At 71.6% G+C, this 15,858-nt stretch carries 16 protein-coding genes; 6 read left to right on the top strand and 10 right to left on the bottom strand.

The features are described from left to right. The first annotated feature begins 39 nt into the window (after positions 1-39). Entirely contained in the window at positions 40-345 is a 306-nt protein-coding gene (locus ACFYL4_RS18960; RefSeq protein ID WP_357758250.1) for an MTH1187 family thiamine-binding protein, read from the top strand. A gap of 37 nt (positions 346-382) precedes the next feature. Here ACFYL4_RS18960 and ACFYL4_RS18965 read toward each other — a convergent pair whose 3' ends face one another. From ACFYL4_RS18965 to nucS, 8 genes are all read right to left on the bottom strand, one after another. After that, on the bottom strand, positions 383-979 hold the full coding sequence (locus tag ACFYL4_RS18965; protein ID WP_387519592.1) for a cob(I)yrinic acid a,c-diamide adenosyltransferase: 597 nt from the start codon (positions 977-979) through the stop codon (positions 383-385). A gap of 303 nt (positions 980-1,282) precedes the next feature. Beyond that, on the bottom strand, positions 1,283-2,707 hold the full coding sequence (locus ACFYL4_RS18970; RefSeq protein WP_387519640.1) for a M20/M25/M40 family metallo-hydrolase: 1,425 nt from the start codon (positions 2,705-2,707) through the stop codon (positions 1,283-1,285). 356 nt (positions 2,708-3,063) lie between these two features. Continuing rightward, positions 3,064-3,732: a DUF1707 domain-containing protein gene (locus tag ACFYL4_RS18975; RefSeq protein ID WP_387519594.1), complete on the bottom strand. Its 669-nt coding sequence runs from the start codon at positions 3,730-3,732 to the stop codon at positions 3,064-3,066. Between the two features lie 81 nt (positions 3,733-3,813). After that, complete coding sequence (locus ACFYL4_RS18980; RefSeq protein ID WP_387519596.1) at positions 3,814-4,449, bottom strand: response regulator; 636 nt, start codon at positions 4,447-4,449, stop codon at positions 3,814-3,816. Positions 4,450-4,475: 26 nt separating this feature from the next. Next, positions 4,476-5,795: a sensor histidine kinase gene (locus tag ACFYL4_RS18985; RefSeq protein WP_387519598.1), complete on the bottom strand. Its 1,320-nt coding sequence runs from the start codon at positions 5,793-5,795 to the stop codon at positions 4,476-4,478. Further along, positions 5,792-6,646: an ABC transporter permease gene (locus ACFYL4_RS18990; RefSeq protein WP_387519600.1), complete on the bottom strand. Its 855-nt coding sequence runs from the start codon at positions 6,644-6,646 to the stop codon at positions 5,792-5,794. Before ACFYL4_RS18990 ends, ACFYL4_RS18985 begins: the two co-directional genes overlap by 4 nt. Then, positions 6,643-7,509, bottom strand: coding sequence for an ABC transporter ATP-binding protein (locus ACFYL4_RS18995; protein WP_357758268.1), 867 nt, complete (start codon positions 7,507-7,509; stop codon positions 6,643-6,645). Before ACFYL4_RS18995 ends, ACFYL4_RS18990 begins: the two co-directional genes overlap by 4 nt. 93 nt (positions 7,510-7,602) lie before the next feature. After that, positions 7,603-8,280 (bottom strand): endonuclease NucS, encoded by a 678-nt coding sequence (gene nucS / locus ACFYL4_RS19000; protein WP_357758271.1) that lies wholly within the window; start codon positions 8,278-8,280, stop codon positions 7,603-7,605. 94 nt (positions 8,281-8,374) lie between these two features. On the opposite strand from nucS, the gene ACFYL4_RS19005 reads away from it, so the two are divergent. The 4 genes from ACFYL4_RS19005 (at position 8,375) to ACFYL4_RS19020 (ending at position 12,043) form a co-directional block, all read left to right on the top strand. Further along, a complete protein-coding gene (locus ACFYL4_RS19005; RefSeq protein WP_357758274.1) occupies positions 8,375-9,604 on the top strand; it encodes an MFS transporter in 1,230 nt (409 codons plus the stop codon). A gap of 56 nt (positions 9,605-9,660) precedes the next feature. Next, entirely contained in the window at positions 9,661-10,869 is a 1,209-nt protein-coding gene (locus ACFYL4_RS19010; RefSeq protein WP_387519603.1) for a 3-hydroxybutyryl-CoA dehydrogenase, read from the top strand. A 92-nt stretch (positions 10,870-10,961) separates the two neighbouring features. Next, on the top strand, positions 10,962-11,291 hold the full coding sequence (locus ACFYL4_RS19015; RefSeq protein WP_357758280.1) for an ATP/GTP-binding protein: 330 nt from the start codon (positions 10,962-10,964) through the stop codon (positions 11,289-11,291). A 17-nt stretch (positions 11,292-11,308) separates the two neighbouring features. Beyond that, on the top strand, positions 11,309-12,043 hold the full coding sequence (locus ACFYL4_RS19020; protein ID WP_387519605.1) for an alpha/beta hydrolase: 735 nt from the start codon (positions 11,309-11,311) through the stop codon (positions 12,041-12,043). A gap of 343 nt (positions 12,044-12,386) precedes the next feature. Here the strand turns inward: ACFYL4_RS19020 and ACFYL4_RS19025 are convergent, their stop codons facing one another. Both ACFYL4_RS19025 and mce read right to left on the bottom strand, forming a co-directional pair. Then, positions 12,387-13,676 carry a DivIVA domain-containing protein gene (locus ACFYL4_RS19025; protein ID WP_357758286.1) on the bottom strand — a complete coding sequence of 430 codons (1,290 nt, stop codon included), beginning with the start codon at positions 13,674-13,676 and terminating at the stop codon, positions 12,387-12,389. 432 nt (positions 13,677-14,108) lie between these two features. Further along, positions 14,109-14,567 (bottom strand): methylmalonyl-CoA epimerase, encoded by a 459-nt coding sequence (gene mce, locus ACFYL4_RS19030; protein ID WP_357758289.1) that lies wholly within the window; start codon positions 14,565-14,567, stop codon positions 14,109-14,111. Between the two features lie 85 nt (positions 14,568-14,652). On the opposite strand from mce, the gene ACFYL4_RS19035 reads away from it, so the two are divergent. Beyond that, on the top strand, positions 14,653-15,840 hold the full coding sequence (locus ACFYL4_RS19035; protein WP_357758292.1) for an acetyl-CoA C-acetyltransferase: 1,188 nt from the start codon (positions 14,653-14,655) through the stop codon (positions 15,838-15,840). Positions 15,841-15,858 lie beyond the last annotated feature (18 nt).

The following is a 15,858-nucleotide window of genomic DNA, read 5'->3' on the forward strand; positions in this document are numbered from 1 at the left end:
TGGTTCACAGGGGCGGTGCCCGTGTGTTTGCATGGGCCCATGAGTACCATCGTGGCTTTCTCAGTGTCCCCGCTCGGTGAGGGCGAGTCCGTCGCCCCGGCCGTGGCCCGTGCGGTCAGGGTCGTGCGCGAGAGCGGGTTGCCCAACGAGACCTCGGCCATGTTCACCTCCGTGGAGGGGGAGTGGGACGAGGTCATGGACGTCGTCAAGCGCGCTGTCGCGGCGGCCGGCGAGGGGGCCGGGCGGGTGAGCCTGACCCTGAAGGCGGACATCCGCGAGGGTGTGACCGACGGCCTGCACAGCAAGGTGGAGGCCGTCGAGCGCGAACTCGGCGACCCCGCCTGAACTCGGTGCGCTCGTCGGCGGGCGCCGGGGCCGGTCCCTAGCGTTCGCCGCCGGGCTTCCACAGGACCTCGTCGCCGTCCCCGGCGACGTGGCGGCCCAGGATGAACAACAGGTCCGAGAGACGGTTCAGGTACCGCGCGGTGAGCGGGTTGACGCTGTCACCGTGTTCGTCGATGGCGGCCCACACGGAGCGCTCGGCGCGCCGCACGACGATGCGTGCGGTGTGGACCAGTGCGACGGTGGGGGAGCCGCCGGGCAGGATGAAGCTCCGCAGGGTCGGCAGGTCCGCGTTGTAGGTGTCGCAGGCCTCCTCCAGCCGGGTGACGTACTCCGGGAGCACGCGCAGGGGCGGGTACTCGGGGTCGGGCACGATCGGGGTGGCCAGGTCCGCTCCGAGGTCGAAGAGCTCGTTCTGGACGCGCATCAGCAGGGTGCGCACGTCGTCGGGGAGCTCTCCCAGGGCCAGGGCCACGCCGATGGCGGCGTTGGCCTCCTCGGTGTCGGCGTAGCCGACCAGGCGGGTGTCGTTCTTGGAGGTCCTGCTCATGTCGCCGAGGGCCGTCGTGCCGGTGTCGCCGGTACGCGTGTAGATCTTCGACAGTACGACCGGTGTGTCCGTGTCCCTTGTGCTCATGGCCCTCAGCCTAGGGGAGGGCGGTGCGGCACGCGGGGTCGAGGCAGCCGGGCACGGCAGGGTCACTGAGGATAACTGTTCAGTCTCGGGGGGTGAAGGTGACCTGGCTCACTGATACCTTGAGGCACGAGGGAGCTACTCACCGTAGTTTCCGGCGATGTCCGCGCGCGGACACCCGGGCGGGACTGAGGGGGGTCGCCCGGACCGCCGCGCGAGGGGGAGGCATCGCGAGGGGCGGGCGGCGTGGAACCGGGGGGTTCACGCCACCCGCCCTCACCGACGTCACCGACGGGACTCAGGGCCCTAGCGAACCCAGGCGTCGCCCACGCGGGGCAGGTCGACGGTCACCGCGGACATCGACAGCACACCGTTGACCGGCAGGGTGCTCTCCGCGAAGAACTCCACACCGTGCGCCCCCGCGGCCGACAGCTCGGCCACCGAGTCCCAGTTGATGTTCTCCAGGGTGTCGTCGGCCGTGTGGTAGTACGGGTCGAACGTGTCGCCCGCGGTGCCTCCGTACCATTCGGCCTGCTCCGGCGACTTCACGCCGTCCGCGCCGCTGAACAGCCCGCCGGAGGGCACGCCCGCCTGCATGAACGCGAGGTAGTCGCTGCGGCCGCTGAGCACGCCCGGCTCACTGACCTGGCCCTGCTCCTCGAAGTAGTCCTCGAAGACCTTGGCGATCGCGCCCGAGCCGGAGGGGGCGCCGCCGGACTCCGGCAGCTCCATCCGGCCGTCGAGCACGAACCGGCCGTAGTTGTGCGAGCCGATCATGTCGAAGTTCAGGTACAGCGCGACGTCGTCGAGCTCCTGCTCGTCCAGGCCCGCCACGTACTCGTTGGAGCCGACCAGGCCGGACTCCTCGGTGCCCCAGAACGCGAAGCGCACCTGGTTGTTCGGGTCGGGCTGCTCGGCCAACCGGATGGCGGTCTCCAGCAGGAAGGCCACCCCGCTGCCGTTGTCGTTGACGGCCGGACCCTCCTCGACACCGTCCAGGTGCGCGCCCACGACCACCACGTTGTCGTCACGGCCGCCGGAGGTCTCGGCGAGCACGCTGAAGGACCGCTCCTGTGAGACCTCGGAGTCCACCGCGACCTGGAGTTCCAGGTCGGGGATCGACAGCAGGTCGGCCCCGGCCAGGCCGGACACGCCGACGGCGGGGATGGCGGACTGCTCGCCCACGGTGCCGAGGAAGACCTCGTCCTCGTTGTTGACCACCAGTGCGGCCGAGGCCCCCGCTTCGGCGGAGTTGGTCACCTTCTCCTCGAACGAGCAGCTGCCGCGCACGGTGATGGCGACGGCGCCTTCCGGGAAGTCGGCGAAGTCGTCCGCCGAGCAGCCACTGGCCGCGCTGTCGGGGGCGACCGCGACGGCCGGGGCGGTGACGTCACCCGGGCCGGAGTAGCTCATGGTGACGAAGTCCTGGTCGAGCTCGTACGGGTGGTGCTTCGGCGCCGTCTGCGCCAGTACGGCGGGCGAGTTCTCGCGCCAGGCCTCGTACTCGTACTCGTGGCGGTAGGGCTGGTACCCGGCCCGCTTCAGCTGGTCCTCGACGTACAGCGCGGCCACGTCGTAGCCCGGGGTGCCGCTGGCGCGGTTACCGCCGTTGTAGCGGGCGATGGTGTCGAGGTTGTTCAGGTGGGCCTCGATCGCCTCGGTGGTCACGAGGTCGGGGAGCGCGGCCTGGTCGGCGTGGGCCGGTGTGCCCGCCAGGGCGCCCGCGGTCATCACGAGGGCGGCCAGTCCGGCGGTGGTGGCGGTGCGCCGTCCGGGGGCGGAGGGCGCGGACGCTCTGCCGCGCGGCTTCCCGGGGGTGGTCGGATGCACGGATTTCCTCCGGTTCACGGGGGTCCATCGTGCCTCGGGGTGGGGGATGGACGCCTGGGGTGGACGAGGTACCGAAGAAGCCTCGCAGGAGGTTCCGGTCACGGCAAGACATGGCGCGAGACATTGCCACAATCAGCCACAGACCTTACGAGCGGGTGTGCCCTGTGGTTGGATGGACGGTCCGCGACGTCCGGACCGTCCTGGACGCACGGCGGCCCGGGCAGAGGCCGGGGGCGGAGGGCGCGGGCGCGCCGCGGTCAGTCCTCGTCCTCCTGGTGCTTGCGCGCCCGGTAGCTGACCCCGACCCCGCCCATCAGGGCGATGCCCCGGATGTGCACGATCGGGGCGTCGGGCTCCACCACGCTGGGTGTGTCGCCCTCGACCCCGAACCCGCCCATGATCGGCAGCCCGTGCACGCGCACCTGGATGTCGTCGGGCACGATGATGCCGACACCGCCCATGACCGTGCCGATCCACACGGTGGTCTCGCGGTGCGTGAACCGGGCCTCGCGCAGGTCGAGCTCGACGCCGCCCATGGCCGCGACGGTCACGAAACGGCGCGGGACCACCCAGTTGCCCGAACGGTCCGCGCCGCCCAGCAGGGCGATCGCGCTGTGGCTGGTGGCGGGCTGGTCGACGACCCGCGTCGCGCCGTACACCGGGCGCGGGGAGCGAAAGTCCGACGGTGCGGGGAGCCGGGCCGAGGCGCCGGTGGCCGGCAGGTCCTCGGTGAGGGGGACGAGTTCTCCGACGGTCTTGGCGCGGTACACCGCGTCCAGCCGGTCGCTGTGTTCGTCGGGGTCCAGACGGCCCTCCGCGAGGGCCTCCCGGAGCAGGTGCGCGACGGCGTCGCGGTCGGCGTCGGAGGCGCGCATACGACCGTCGCCGTCCTCGCGGGGGGTGAGTTGGCTCATCTGTTCCACCATATGCCGATTCTGTCCGACACGGAGTCCCCGCGTATCGGGGGAGGCCCCGGAGACGACCCTGAGATCGGGGCTGCGAGGTGCCTACCGCTCGGGAAGCAGACCCCTGCGCATCGCCTGGGAGACCGCCGAGGTGCGGTCGCCCACGCCCAGCTTCTCGTAGACCCGCATCAGGTGGGTCTTCACCGTCGTGGCGCTGATGTGCAGGGCCCGGCCGATGGCGGCGTTGGTGAGCCCGTCCGACGCGAGCCGCAGCACCTCCACCTCGCGCGGGGAGAGCGCGGGCCCCTCCGGTTCGGTCCGCTGCCGCACCCCGGTGAGCAGCTTGCCCACCAGGCGGCCGCTGAGTACCGTCTCGCCCCGGGCCGCCGAGCGCACGGCCTCGGCCAGCTCGGAGCGCGGCGTGTCCTTGAGCAGGTAGCCGGTGGCGCCCGCCTCGACCGCGCGCAGAATGTCGGTGTCGGTGTCGTAGGTGGTGAGCACCAGGACGTGCACGCCCGGGTGGTCGGCGCGGATGCGCTCGGTCGCCTCGGCCCCGTCGCCGCCGGGCATGCGCAGGTCCATCAGGACCACGTCGGGGAGCAGGGCCGCGACCCTGGCCACCGCCTCCGGACCCGAGCCTGCGTCTCCGACGATGTCCAGGTCGTGCTCGGCGCTGAGCATGCCGCGGATGCCCTCGCGGACCACGGGGTGGTCGTCGACCAGCAGGACACGGATCATGGGGCGGTCTTCCTCTCCGGGACGGTTCACTCGTCCGCGTCGTCGTGCGGGATGAACAGGCGGACGGTGGTGCCCCCGCCCGGGGAGCTCTCCATGTCCAGCAGCCCGCCCACCGACGCGGCCCGGTGGCGCATGTTGGCCAGTCCGTTGCCGTGGGCGGGCCGCGCGGGGTCGAAGCCGAGCCCGTCGTCGGCCACGGTCAGGCGCACGCCGACGTCGGTGTAGGCGAGGACGACCCTGGCGTTGCGGGCTCCGGCGTGCTTGCGGACGTTGGCCAGCGCCTCCTGGGCGGTGCGCAGCAGACAGATCTGGAGGTCGTTGGGGAGGTCCTCCGGTACCCCGGTCACCTCGGCGTCCACGCTGATGCCCAGTTCGCGGCCGAGCCGCTCGCCGATCCGCCGGACGGAGGAGTCCAGGCCCTCGTCGTCCAGCCGGAACGACTGCCGGGCGGCCACCATGGCACGGGTCTCCGCCAGGTTCTCCGCCGCCGTCTCCCGCATGAGCGCCAGGTGACGGCGGGCGGTCACCGGGTCGCTGTCCAGCTCCGACTCCACCGCCTGGGTCAGGGTGATGATGCTGGTGAACCCCTGGGCGAGCGTGTCGTGCATCTCGCGGGCCAGGTGTTCGCGCTCGGCCAGCGCTCCGGCCTCCTCGGACAGCAGGGCCACCTCCTCGCGGCTGCGCCGCAGCGCCTCGATGAGCTGGTAGCGTTCCGCGCTCTGCACCACGATCCGTTCGACCCAGGTCCCGAACCACAGGGCGTAGCCCAGGACGGCTCCGTTGACGAGCAGGTGCACGCCGACCGACGGCCAGTCCTGCTCGCCGACCAGGCCGCCCCACAGCGTGGGCACGACCAGGATCACACCCACCGTGGACACGGCCAGCACGCTGCCGACGGTCATGAAGCAGACCGGGGCGATCGCGATCAGCGCGAACACGAGAACCGGGTTGAGGATGACGGCGGGCACCGTGGGCAGCAGGAACAGGGCCATCAGGACGAGCGCCCGGGTGGTGTCGAGGAAGCCCTTCTCCGGGCTGATCAACGGCCGGGCGCCGAACAGGTACACGGCCACCACCGCGCACATCAACGCGGCGGTGAGCCAGCGCCACTCCTCGGGGCCGGTGACCAGCGCCAGCGCGACCATCGCCGCCATGGCGACCGAGAAGGCCACGTGCCACCGGGAGCCCATGCTCCACGCGTGCCGCTCGTCCCGTTCGGGGGAGGCCGTCGACGTCGTCGGACCGCCGGGGTCGCCGGGGTCGCCGGGATCGGCGGGGCGGCCGGGGTCGGCGGCCCCGGGCGCCGTCGAGTCCGGCCCCGGGGCCCGGTCCGTCGTCATGGTCATCCGTCCTTGCGGGTCTTCCAGCGGAACGTCACGAGGGTCAGCACCAAGCCCACCACACACCAGCCGCCCAGGACCAGGGCCACCATGGGCAGGTCCCACGCCCCGGTCGCCTCCATGACGGCCATCTCGTCGGGGAAGAACGCGGCCCGCATGCCCTGCGCCATCCACAGCAGGGGGAAGAGGGAGGCGCCGGCCAGAATCCAGTCCGGCATGAAGTGCACCGGGACGAAGATCCCGGAGGTGAACTGGAGCAGCAGGAACGGGACGACGACCACCGCTGACGCGGTCTGCGCGGTGCGGGCCAGCGAGCTCATCGCGATACCCAGTAGCGAGCAGCCGACCGTCCCCAGCACGAACACCCAGGCGATGGTGGACCACGCTGCCAGGGTGGAGGGCATGGTCCCGCCGAAGAACAGTCCCGCCACACCGAGCAGGAGCGCCACCTGGCCCACCGCGAGGAAGAGCACGAGGATCGTCTTGCCGACGAAGTAGGCGCTGGGCGGCATGGGCGTGCCCCGCAGTCGGCGCAGCGTTCCGTGGTCGCGTTCGACGGCGATCGCGATGCCCAGGGTCTGGAAGCTCACCGACATCAGACCCATCGCGATGAGCCCCGGCAGGTAGTAGTCGACCGCCGCCATCTCCATGTCGAACATGCCGTCGAAGATCGACGCGAACATGGTGAGGATGAGCGCGGGAAGCGTGAACGTGAAGACCAGGCTCTCCCACTCCCGGGAGAAGGTGCGGATCTCCAGCCACCCCCGCGACAGGCCCACGCGCAGGGCGCCCGGCGGGCGCCGCGAAGACTCGCCGGGAGAGGGAGTGGTCGTCGTTCCCAGGGTGTCGGTGCTCATGCGGTGACCTCCTCGGCGGCCTGGTCGTCCCTGATCATGTCGAGGTAGACGTCCTCCAGCGTGGGACGGTGCACGCTCAGCTCGGGGACCTCCCCGGAGAAGCGCGCGGCCAGCTCCGACACCAGGCGGGTGGGCGCTGTGGTGCGCTTCTCGCGGCGGTGCCCGTCCTCCAGCCAGGAGACGGTGGCCTGGGCGGTGGCGCGGCCGCCCAACCGGGCGGGGGCGTCCAGGGCGCGGACGCGGCCGCCCGCGATCACGCACACCCGGTCGGCCAGGAACTCGGCCTCCTCCAGGTAGTGCGTGGTGAGCACGATGGTGGTGCCCTGCCGGGCCAGGTCGAGGATGAGGTCCCAGAACTCGCGGCGCGCCCGGGGGTCGAACCCGGTGGTGGGCTCGTCGAGGAAGAGCAGCTCAGGACGGCCCACGATGCCCAGCGCGACGTCGAGACGGCGGCGTTGGCCCCCCGAAAGCGAGTCCGGCAGGGCCCTCGCCTTCTCCGCGAGACCGACCCTCTCCAGGAGTTCGTCGGCGCCCACGGCGCTGGGGTAGTAGCCCGCGAAGTGCCGGACGACCTCGCGCACCGGCAGCTTGGGGATCATGGTCTCCTTCTGCCACACGATCCCGATCCGCGAGCGCCAGGACCGGCCCGCACGGCCCGGGTCCTCGCCGAGCACGCGGACGGAGCCTCCGCCACGGGCGCGGAAGCCCTCCAGGATCTCCACCGTCGTGGTCTTGCCCGCGCCGTTCGGCCCGAGCAGGGAGAAGACCTCCCCTCGGGGCACGCTCAGGTCGATCCCCGCGACGGCGTGGTTGTCGCCGTACCGTTTGGTGAGGCCCTCGACCTCGATGACTGTTCCGCTCATGCCCCCAGCCTCGCGCGGACGCGGCGCGCGGGGTGTCCGCCGGAGGGACCGTCCGCTGTCCTCCGAACGGAGGACAGCGGACGGTCCGAGGCGTCAGAACAGTCGGAGGGTGTCGGGCTCGATGCCGCGCAGCTCGTCGTAGTCGAGGACCACGCAGGAGATGCCCCGGTCCTCGGCCAGCACCTTGGCCTGGGGCTTGATCTCCTGGGCGGCGAACACACCGGTCACCGGAGCCAGGGACGGGTCCCGGTTGAGGAGTTCGAGGTAGCGGGTCAGCTGCTCCACGCCGTCGATGTCCCCACGCCGCTTGAGCTCCACCGCGACGGTGTTGCTCCGCCCGTCGCGGCAGAGGATGTCCACGGGGCCGATGGCGGTGGGGTACTCGCGGCGGATCAGCGTGTAGCCCTCGCCCAGCGTGGTGATGTGCTCGGCGAGCAGTTCCTGGAGGTGGGCCTCCACGCCGTCCTTCTGGAGCCCGGGGTCCTTGCCGAGCTCGTGCGAGGAGTCGTGCAGGACCTCCTCGATGGTCAGCACGAGCTTCTCACCGGACTTGCTGTGCGTGACCGTCCACACGTCGGGACCGTCCTCGACCGGCTCCTCGCGGAGCTTGCACGGAGGGTTCATCCAGTTCAGGGGTTTGAACGCCCGGTCGTCGGCGTGGATGGACACGCTCCCGTCGGCCTTGATGAGGATCAGGCGGGGAGCCATGGGCAGGTGGGCGGTGAGTCGGCCGACGTAGTCGACGCTGCACCGCGCGATGACGAGACGCACGGGACGTCACGTTACCGCCTTCGCCGCGTTCGCGAACCCGCTTCGGGAGCGGAGCGGGAGCGGGGGCGGCGACGGGACTCCCTAGGCTGGCGGGATGCTCGTGCGCAACCGTTGGGTGATCCTGTCCGTCAGCATGGTGGCCCAGGTGGCCAGTGTCTCGGTGATGTTCGGCGTGCCGGTCGTGCTGCCGCAGCTCCGTGAGGCGTTCGGAGTCTCCACCGCCCAGGCCGGGATGCTGGCCGGGCTGCCCTCGTTCGGTCTGTTGCTGACCCTCCTGGTCTGGGGGGTGGTGATCGACCGCGCGGGGGAGCGGGTGACGATGGCGCTGAGCCTGCTCCTCACGGCGGGCGCGCTCGGGCTGTTGTGGACGGTGACGGGCCTGTGGGGCGCGGCCGCGGTCCTGCTGCTGGCCGGAGCGGTCGGCGGTCCGGTCAACGCGGCCAGCGGGCGCCTGGTCATGACCTGGTTCGCGCCCGCCGAACGCGGACTGGCCATGGGCGTCAGGCAGTCCGCGCTGCCCCTGGGCGTGGGCCTGGCGGCTCTGGTGCTGCCCCGGGCGGCGGACGCGTGGGGGTTCGTCGGGGCGATGACGCTTCCGGCCGCACTCGCGCTGGTCGCCGTGCCGCTGGTGCTGTCGATGGCCTCCGCGCCCCCGGGCGGTCCGGCGCGGCGCGACCCGCCGGCGGGACCGGGCGCACCCGTGCCCGACGATGGCGCGATCACCCCCGCCGAACCGGCCCGGGCGGAGTCCCCCTACCGCAGGTGGGACATCTGGCGGGTGCACGGCGCGAGCATGCTCCTGGGGGTCCCGCAGGTCACCCTCATGGTGTACACCGTCATCTACCTGGTCCAGGAACAGGGGTGGAGCCCGCCCGCCGCGGGAGCGGTGGTCGCGGCCGCGCAGATCCCCGGCGCGGTCGGGCGGTTGCTGCTCGGGGCCCGGTCGGACCGGACCGGCGACCGCACCCGCCCGGTCCGGTGGCTGGCGGTGGTCTCCGGGGTGGCGCTCGTCCTGCTGACCGCGCTGCCGAACCTGTGGGCCGAGGCGGCGGTCCCGCTCGTCCTGCTCTGCCTCGTCCTCACCATGTGGCACAACGGCCTCACCTTCCTGTCGGTCGCCGAGATCGCCGGAACAGCCTGGGCGGGTCGGGCGCTGGCCGTGCAGAACTGGCTCCAGTCGGTGAGCACCACCCTCACCCCCGTGTTGATGGCGGCGGTGATCACGTTCGCCGGACTCCCCTCCGTGTTCGCGGTCAGCGCCGTCTTCTCGGCGCTGGCCATCGCCGTGGTGCCGGTCCGGCCAGGTGGCGTTACTCGGCGGTAGTAAAGTTCTGGTCCCCCTGCGCGGACGGGGCACCCCGGAGGTCTAGGGTGGGGCCCATGGTGCAGGAATTTGACAAGGTCGGCGTCGTAGGACTGGGCACGATGGGTGCGGGCATCGCTGAGGTGTTCGCCAGAGCCGGGTTCAACGTCGTCGGGGTCGAGATCGACCAGGCCGCCCTCGACCGCGGCCGCGGCCACGTGGACAGGTCCCTCTCACGCGCGGTGAGCAAGGACAAGATCACCGAGGAGGAGCGCGCGGAGATCGACGCGCGCCTTACCTTCAGTACGTCCCGGGAGGACCTCTCGGACGCCGACTTCGTCGTCGAGGCCGTCCCCGAACGCATGGGCGTCAAGCGTGACGTGTTCGGCGACCTCGACCGGATCTGCCCGCCCGGCACGATCCTGGCGACCAACACCTCCTCGCTGTCGGTCACCGAGATCGCCGCGCTCACCGACCGGCCCGAGAAGGTCGTCGGACTGCACTTCTTCAACCCTGCCCCGGTCATGAAGCTGGCCGAGGTCGTCACCACCGTCTCCACCAGCCCCGAGACCGTCGACGTCGTCACCGAGGTCGCCAAGCGCGTCGGCAAGACCCCGGTCGCGGTCGCCGACCGCGCCGGGTTCGTCGCCAACGCCCTGTTGGTGCCCTACATCAACGACGCCGTACGGCTCTACGAGCGGGGAGTCGCCACCCGCGAGGAGATCGACGAGTCCGTCAAGAAGGCCGCCGGCCTGCCCATGGGGCCGCTCACCCTCGCCGACCTCGTCGGTCTGGACGTGTGCCTGGCCGTCATGGACGTCCTGTGGGACGAGTTCCGCGACCCTCGGTACGCCGCCGCCCCGCTCCTGCGCCGCATGGTCGCGGCGGGCCGCCTCGGCCGCAAGGCCGGTGAGGGCTTCTACTCTTCCGGCGACCAGACGCCCGAGCGTCCCCGGACCAGCCGCCTCGCCGAGATGGTCCGCGAGGAGGAGACCCTCGACCTCGGCGAGATGCTCCTCGCGCCGCAGATCGACGACGCCATGCGCATGGTCGGCGACGGCTACGCCTCCGCCAAGGACGTCGACACCGCGATGCGGTTCGGCTGCGGCTACCCGAAGGGCCCCACCGAGCTCCTGGAGGAGCGCGGCGCGGAGTCCGTCATCACCACCCTCGTGGCCATGGCGGAGTACGGGCTCACCACCATCGCGGTGCCCGCGCCGCTCCTCATGGACCTGCTGCCCGACGCCGAGGAGGGCCCCTCGCACGGCGGCTGCGCCTGCCACTAGGGGCGACCGCCGCAGGGTCCCCGGTTCCACCGGCCGCCGTCACGCCACGGGTGTGACGGCGGCCACTGCGTGTCCTCTTCTACCCTGGAAGGGTGAGCCCGCGCCGTAACACCCCCCGCCGAAAGACCGCCCGGGGCAAGAGCGACCCCGGAGGTCCCCCGGACGAGGACGCCCTCATGCTGCGCGTCACCGGCGGACAGCGCCGGGAGACCGGCCCCGACGGCGAGTGGGTCACCCGTCGGATCAGCGGGGCGGCCGCGACCAAGGTCTACCGCTGCCCCGGCTGCGCCCAGGAGATCCCCGCCGGGATGCCCCACGTCGTCGCCTGGCGCCCCTACGGCGACGGTGACGACCGGCGGCACTGGCACTCCTCCTGCTGGGACCGGCGCTCGCGACGCTCGCCCCGGGCCCCCAGACACTGAACTCACGAAGAGGACCCATGCAGATCCGCGCCACCACGGTGCTGCCCGCCGCCCGTCGGCCCATCGCCCTGCACACCGCCGACGGTCTGGAGCTGGTCGGCGAACTGGCCCTGCCCCCCGAGAGGCGCAGGCCCGTCGCCACCCTCGTCTGCCTGCACCCCCTGCCCACCGCCGAGGGCATGATGGACAGCCACGTCCTGCGCAAGGCGTCCTTCCGGTTGCCCGCCCTGGCCGACGTCGCCGTGCTGCGCTTCAACACACGCGGCACCACCTCCCGCCACGGGACCAGCGAAGGCGTGTTCGGTGAGGGCGAGACCGAACGGCACGACGTGATGGCCGCCATCGAGTTCACCGAGTTCGAGGACCTGCCCGCCCCCTGGCTGCTCGGCTGGTCGTTCGGCACCGAGCTCGCCCTCAAGTGGGGATGCGACCCCCAGGTGCGGGGCACACTGCTGCTGTCGCCGCCCCTGCACCGCGCCGACGAGTCCGACATGCGCGTGTGGGCGGAGTCCGGCAAACCCGTCGTCGCCCTGGTTCCCGAACACGACGACTACCTGCGCCCCGACGAGGCGCGAGCACGCTTCGCCCCCCTCACCCAGGCCGAGATCATCGGAGTCGACGGCGCCAAGCACCTGTGGGTTGGCGAACCCTACGTGCGTCGCGTCCTCGACGAGATCGTCAAGCGCGTCAACCCCGCCGCGTACCCGCTGCCCACCGAATGGGACGGGCCGTGGGAGAAGGACGCTGTGTAGTTTTGGGCCGCGGTATTCCTTTGGGCCTCCGCTTCGCTTCGGCCCGTGTTCGGGGGCCCGAGTAGCCAGCTGTTCTTCATCCTCGTCGGCGCCTGGCTCGTTCCTCGCTGGCGGCTTGTCTCGTCTTGCAGAACCCTGGCGGCGTCCGAACGACCGCACCCCCCTTGTGGTGGGGGGTGGTGGTTCGGGCTTCGGCTTCGTTTCGGTGTGTGTTCGGGTGCCCGGGTGGCCGGTTGTTCTTCGTCCTCGTCGGCGCCCGAACGACTGAGGGCCCGGCCCCGGGGGGTGAACCCCCGGGACCGGGCCCTTCGTCGCTACGTGACGACGCGGCCGGGGCCGGTCGTTACTCCTGCCACCAGTCCTCGTCGTCGGAGCCCTTGCCGGAGTGGGCGGGCTGCTTCGGCTCCTCGGCCACGGGGGCGGCCGGGGCGGCCTCCTGCGGGATCGCGGCGGGGGCGGGCGCGGCCGGAGCGGCCGGAGCCGCGGGGGCACCGCCGCCACCGAGCAGCTGACGCAGCTGCTGGAGGTGCGACTGGATGCTGTCCCGCTGGCGGTTGAGCTCGTCGACCTCCTTCCTGGCGGCCGTCATGATCCGGTTGGCCTCGGACTTGGCGTCGCTGAGCTGGTGCTCGGCCTTCGACTTGGCCTCGGCCTCGATCTGGCCTGCGTTCTTCTTCGCGTTGCTGACCAGCTGCTTGGCGTGGTTCTCGGCGTCACGGCGGGTCTGCTCGGCCTGCTGGCTGGCCTTGGTGGCCCGCTGCTCGGCGCTGGAGGCGCGCTCCTCGGCCTCGTTGACCATCTTCTGCGTGGCGGCCTGGGCGGCCGCCAGGCGCTCGGCGTCCTGGCGCTCGGCCTCGGCGCGGCGGTCGGCCAGCTGGAGCTCGAACTGGTCCTCGGTCTCGGTACGACGCGCCTCGGACTCGGCGTAGGCCCGCTCGGCGTTCTTGCGCAGCTCCTCGGCCTGGCTCTTGGCCGACTGGATCGTCTCGTCGCGCTCCCGCTTGGCGGCGGCGCGGGCCTGGGCGCACTCACGCTCGGTGGTGGTGCGCAGCTTGGCGATCTCACCCTCGAAGGTGGCGCGCTTCTCGGCGATCTCGTGGTCGACGGCCGAACGCTTCTTCTGCACCTCGCGCTCGGTGGTCGAGGCCAGCTCGTCGGCCTCGCGGCGGGCGGTGGTGCTGATCTCCTCGGCCTCGGACTCGGCGGCCTGGCGCTGCTCGTCGGCCTCGCGCTGGGCCAGCGTGCGGACCTCGGTGGCCTCGGACTCGGCGGCGGCGCGCATCTCGGCGGCCTCGATCTGGGCGGCCGAGCGGATGTCGTTGGCGTCGATCTGGGCGCTCTGGACCAGCTCGTTGGCCTGTTCCTCGGCCAGGCGCAGCAGTTCCTCGATCCGCGAGCCCAGGCCCGAGTAGGAGGGGCGCTCGCGCTCCTGGAGCTGGCGGTTCTTCGCGTTCAGCTCGGACTTGGCCTTTTCGAGCTGCTTGTTGGACTGCTTGACCTCGTTGCGCAGCCCGTCCAGGTAGTCCTGCACCTGGTTACGGTCGAAGCCACGCAGCACCACGTCGAACTCTGGCGGGGTGTTGTCCTCGTCGAAGATGTTGTTGAGCTGGGTGTCAATGTTGTTTGACGACATGTGGCGGAATCCTGAACGGGTGCGAGACGGCTACGTGCAAACTGCCGGGGGCGGCGGGAGGGCGGCTGCTGTGTGCCCCCGGTGGACGGGTTGTCGCCCGGGGCGCGTGAATCCGGGACGCGGACGGACCGGTGCGGCGGGTACCCGAGCTCCCGCAGTGACCCCGACCGCCTCCGACGGACGTCCGGGTGCGGTGCGCTCCCGGTCACGACCGTCCCGGTTCACCGACCGGACTGCAAGAGGTGGACCAACGCCGGAAGAAAAGCACATCCGGCAGCTAGCCGACTTTATCAAGCGTGGCACCGCTGGGAAGGGGGTTTCGGGTAACTTCCGGTGGGGGCTCAGGTCAACCGCGCCACGGGGTCCCAAGACGTGATGAGACCGGAACTTCCCCGTGACGTGAATCGACCGCCCGTCTCCCTCAGCATGACGCTAGTGGGCGCTCTGCACCAACTCGGTGAGGACGCCGCCGCAGTCCTTCGGGTGGAGGAACACGATGCGCGACCCGGCGGTTCCGGCGCGCGGCTCGGGGTCCAGGACGCGCACCCCGCGTCCGCCGATCCCCTCCGCGCTCCGCGCCACGTCCCCGGTACCGAACGCGACGTGGTGCACGCCCTCACCGTTGCGCTCCAGGAACCGCGCCACGGGGGAGTCCGCCCGGGTCGGTTCCAGGAGTTGCAGATAGGTGGCGCCGCCGTCGTCCGTGCCGTTGATCCGGAGCATCGCCTCGCGGACGCCCTGCTCCTCGTTGACCTCCTCGTGCTCCACCTCGAAGCCGTAGGTGGTCCGGTAGAACTCGACGGACGCGTCGAGGTCGCGGCACGCGATCCCCACGTGGTCCAACCGGGTCAGACCTGAGAACGGGCCGGTGGGGCTGGGTGCGTCACTCACTGGCGAACCTCCCGAACGTCGCTGGGACCTGTGTGGGTATCGTTGCAGACCAGCTGCGACGCCCATCACTTGGAGGCCGTTTAAGATGCCCGGTTCCGTCATCGTCGGTGGGGCCCGCACCCCGACCGGCCGTCTCCTCGGCTCCCTCGCCGGATTCTCCGCCGTCGACCTGGGCGGCCTCGCGATCAAGGCCGCGCTGGAGCGCGCGGGGATCGGCGGCGACCAGGTCGAGTACGTGGTCATGGGGCAGGTGCTCCAGGCGGGCGCCGGCCAGATCCCCTCGCGGCAGGCCGCCGTCAAGGCGGGCATCCCCATGGACGTCCCGTCCGTGACCATCAACAAGGTCTGCCTCTCCGGGCTGGACGCCATCGCCCTTGCGGACCAGCTGATCCGCGCGGGCGAGTTCGACGTCGTGGTCGCGGGCGGCATGGAATCGATGACCAACGCCCCCCACCTCCTGCCCAAGTCCCGAAAGGGCTACAAGTACGGCTCCGTGGAGGTGTTGGACGCCACCGCGCACGACGGTCTGACCGACGCCTTCGAGGGTGACTCGATGGGGGCCTCCACCGAGCGCCACAACGGCAAACTCGGGATCGAGCGCCCCGAGCAGGACGCCTTCGCGGCCCGTTCCCACCAGCGCGCGGCCGCCGCCGCCGAGCAGGGCCTGTTCGACGCGGAGATCGTCCCGGTCGAGATCCCGCAGCGCAAGGGCGACCCGGTCGTCTTCCGGCACGACGAGGGCGTCCGGGCCGACACGACCGTCGAGAGCCTGGGCCGTCTGCGTCCGGCCTTCGACAGCGACGGCACCATCACGGCGGGTTCCTCCTCCCAGATCTCCGACGGCGCCGCCGCGGTGGTCGTCATGAGCCGCGCCAAGGCGGAGGAGCTCGGTGTCCCGATCCTCGCCGAGATCGGCGCGCACGGGAACGTCGCCGGTCCGGACAACTCCCTGCACTCGCAGCCCTCCAACGCCATCAGGCACGCCCTGGCCAAGGCGGGCAAGGAGGTCGCCGACCTCGACCTGGTCGAGATCAACGAGGCCTTCGCCGCGGTCGGTATCCAGTCCACCAAGGACCTCGGCGTCTCCGAGGACATCGTCAACGTCAACGGCGGCGCCATCGCGCTCGGCCACCCGATCGGTGCCTCCGGTGCCCGCATCGCCCTACACCTGGTCCACGAGCTGCGTCGTCGCGGCGGCGGGCTCGGCGCGGCCGCCCTGTGCGGTGGCGGCGGCCAGGGCGACGCCCTCCTGTTCACGGTGCCCGGGGAGTAGCGAGAGCGCGCGTCCGGT

This window comes from Nocardiopsis sp. NPDC006938 (genome assembly GCF_042869555.1).
In the GTDB taxonomy this organism is placed as follows: domain Bacteria; phylum Actinomycetota; class Actinomycetes; order Streptosporangiales; family Streptosporangiaceae; genus Nocardiopsis.